This is a genomic window from Clostridium tepidiprofundi DSM 19306 (assembly GCF_001594005.1).
Taxonomy (GTDB): Bacteria; Bacillota; Clostridia; order Clostridiales; family Clostridiaceae; genus Clostridium_AC; species Clostridium_AC tepidiprofundi.
In genome coordinates this window covers 1-2,139 of the sequence record NZ_LTBA01000102.1, presented here as the reverse complement: position 1 = coordinate 2,139, position 2,139 = coordinate 1, and the positions used below count along the sequence as shown (strand labels likewise).

Genomic DNA, 2,139 nt, shown 5'->3' with positions numbered 1-2,139 from the left:
AAGATAAGATTTCCCATGACGAAAGTCAGTAAGACCCCTTGAAGAACACAAGGTTGATAGGTCGGAGGTGTAAGTGCAGTAATGTATTAAGCTGACCGATACTAATAGGTCGAGGACTTGACCAAAAAGAATCGTTAGTCACCAATCGCTAATCGCTATTATTTCATAATTGATGATTTAATTGATAATTGGAGAATGGAGATTGGTATTCAGTTCATTATGCAATTTTGAGAGGACAATGTTTTCTCGATGTATACCACAAACGTCAATAAGAAAGTATCTGGTAGTTATAGCGTAAAGGCAACACCCGTTCCCATTCCGAACACGAAGGTTAAGCTTTATAGCGCCGATGGTACTGCATGGGAGACCGTGTGGGAGAGTAGGTCGCTGCCAGGTAAATATGATCTACTAGCTCAGTCGGTAGAGCACATGACTTTTAATCATGGTGTCCGGGGTTCGATTCCCCGGTAGATCACCATAGAACACCTCATAGTAATGGGGTGTTCTTATTTTTTTGAAGCTTTTATTTTTGAAAATGCCTTAAATCCAGATTAAATGATTGACTAAATAGTAATTGATTAATTATTATGGAATATATTGCGAATACATGTTAGAATTAAAATAATGATAATATATAAGGGTGATATCATGAAAAAATAATTATTACTATAGTGATAATTATTTTTATTTTTATAACATTGCTATATGCTTTTGGTACATTAACGCCTATGTTGGAAGAAAGGATACCGACTTTTTTTGTGATACTTGCATTAGTACTATTCATAGCAGTTCTATTATCATTAATTTACACAATGATAAAAAGAATAAGAGAAATAAAGGGAGGGGAAGAAGATGATATTAGTAAATACTGATTATATTGATGGCAAAGAATTAAATGTACTATCAGTAGTGAAAGGATCGATAGTTTGGTCAAAACATATTGGTAAAGACATTTTAAGTGGATTTAAAACATTAGTTGGTGGCGAAATTGAAGGGTATACAGAAATGATGAACGAAGCTAGAGCGATAGCAACAAAAAGAATGGTGAACGAAGCAGAAGAGTTAGGTGCGGATGCAGTTGTTAATATAAGATATGCAACTAGTAACATTATGCAAGGGGCGGCAGAAGTGATTGTTTATGGCACTGCAGTAAAATATGTTAATAAATAGTTAGAACACTTATACACAACATCTTTTAGTTATGCACAGGATTGGTATTTGTTTTTGCCAAATCTGTGCATTTTTGTTATATATATTATAATGAATGGCTTTTATTGATAATAAATTATTTTTAGTGTAATATATCATATATTGATATGATATTTGCAATATTATATATGGATACGCTTCGATTAAGCAAGGAAATGATGTACGGGTATAAGTGGAAACTGTTTGTATTGCAACTAAGTTTTATTGGTTGGGGATTATTATGTGTATTAACACTAGGAATAGGATTGTTATGGCTGGTTCCATATATAGAAATGACAAAGGCTAATTTTTACGAAGATGTAAAAAGAGAATGGGAAAATAATAGAAATAATATACAATATGACAATAACAATATTTAATTTTTCATAATATAGTATATTTGAGAACTAGTTTCTCAAATTTTTTTGAGTTAAGCTACGATATTTCTAAAGATATTCTATATTTCTTATCATTAAGTTATGAAAATAGCTGTAAACACTACCGTGTATATCACTATGAGATTTTAAGAGAAAATATTAAAAAAACAGAGGAAAAAAGATATAATTTGATTAAATTCGATTTATTTTGCATGAAAACAAAAAAATAAATGATATCATATTACTTGTCGCTGCGGCGGACAAAGAAGTTCACAAAACGGCGATGAGTAAACAGTCAAATGAGAGTTAAAAAAACTTTCAAAAAGCTGTTGACAAGAGCAAAAGTAATTTGCTATAATACAGAAGTCGCTTGAAGCGGCAGGGAAGAAAAGGTCTTTGAAAAGTAAACAGAGGAAGTAAGAAAAACTCGTAATTCTTTAGAGAATGAAGTCAGTAATGGCTTGAGCAAGATAAACTTTTAAATTGAGAGTTTGATCCTGGCTCAGGACGAACGCTGGCGGCGTGCCTAACACATGCAAGTCGAGCGATGAAGCTACCTTCGGGTAGTGGAATA

At 32.5% G+C, this 2,139-nt stretch carries 2 protein-coding genes, 1 tRNA gene and 3 rRNA genes; all 6 read left to right on the top strand.

Annotated features, from left to right (window positions below; translation table 11 throughout):
* A 23S ribosomal RNA gene (locus CLTEP_RS13770) occupies positions 1–125 on the top strand; the annotation flags it as partial.
* Between the two features lie 154 nt (positions 126–279).
* Positions 280–396: ribosomal RNA gene (gene rrf / locus CLTEP_RS13765) — 5S ribosomal RNA — on the top strand.
* A 6-nt stretch (positions 397–402) separates the two neighbouring features.
* Positions 403–478: transfer RNA gene (locus CLTEP_RS13760), tRNA-Lys, on the top strand.
* Positions 479–852: 374 nt separating this feature from the next.
* Positions 853–1,170 carry a YbjQ family protein gene (locus CLTEP_RS13750; protein WP_066827637.1) on the top strand — a complete coding sequence of 106 codons (318 nt, stop codon included), beginning with the start codon at positions 853–855 and terminating at the stop codon, positions 1,168–1,170.
* 167 nt (positions 1,171–1,337) lie between these two features.
* Positions 1,338–1,568, top strand: a complete 231-nt coding sequence (locus CLTEP_RS13745) for a DUF975 family protein (RefSeq protein WP_242863956.1) — start codon at positions 1,338–1,340, stop codon at positions 1,566–1,568.
* 476 nt (positions 1,569–2,044) lie between these two features.
* Positions 2,045–2,139: ribosomal RNA gene (locus CLTEP_RS13740) — 16S ribosomal RNA — on the top strand; the annotation flags it as partial.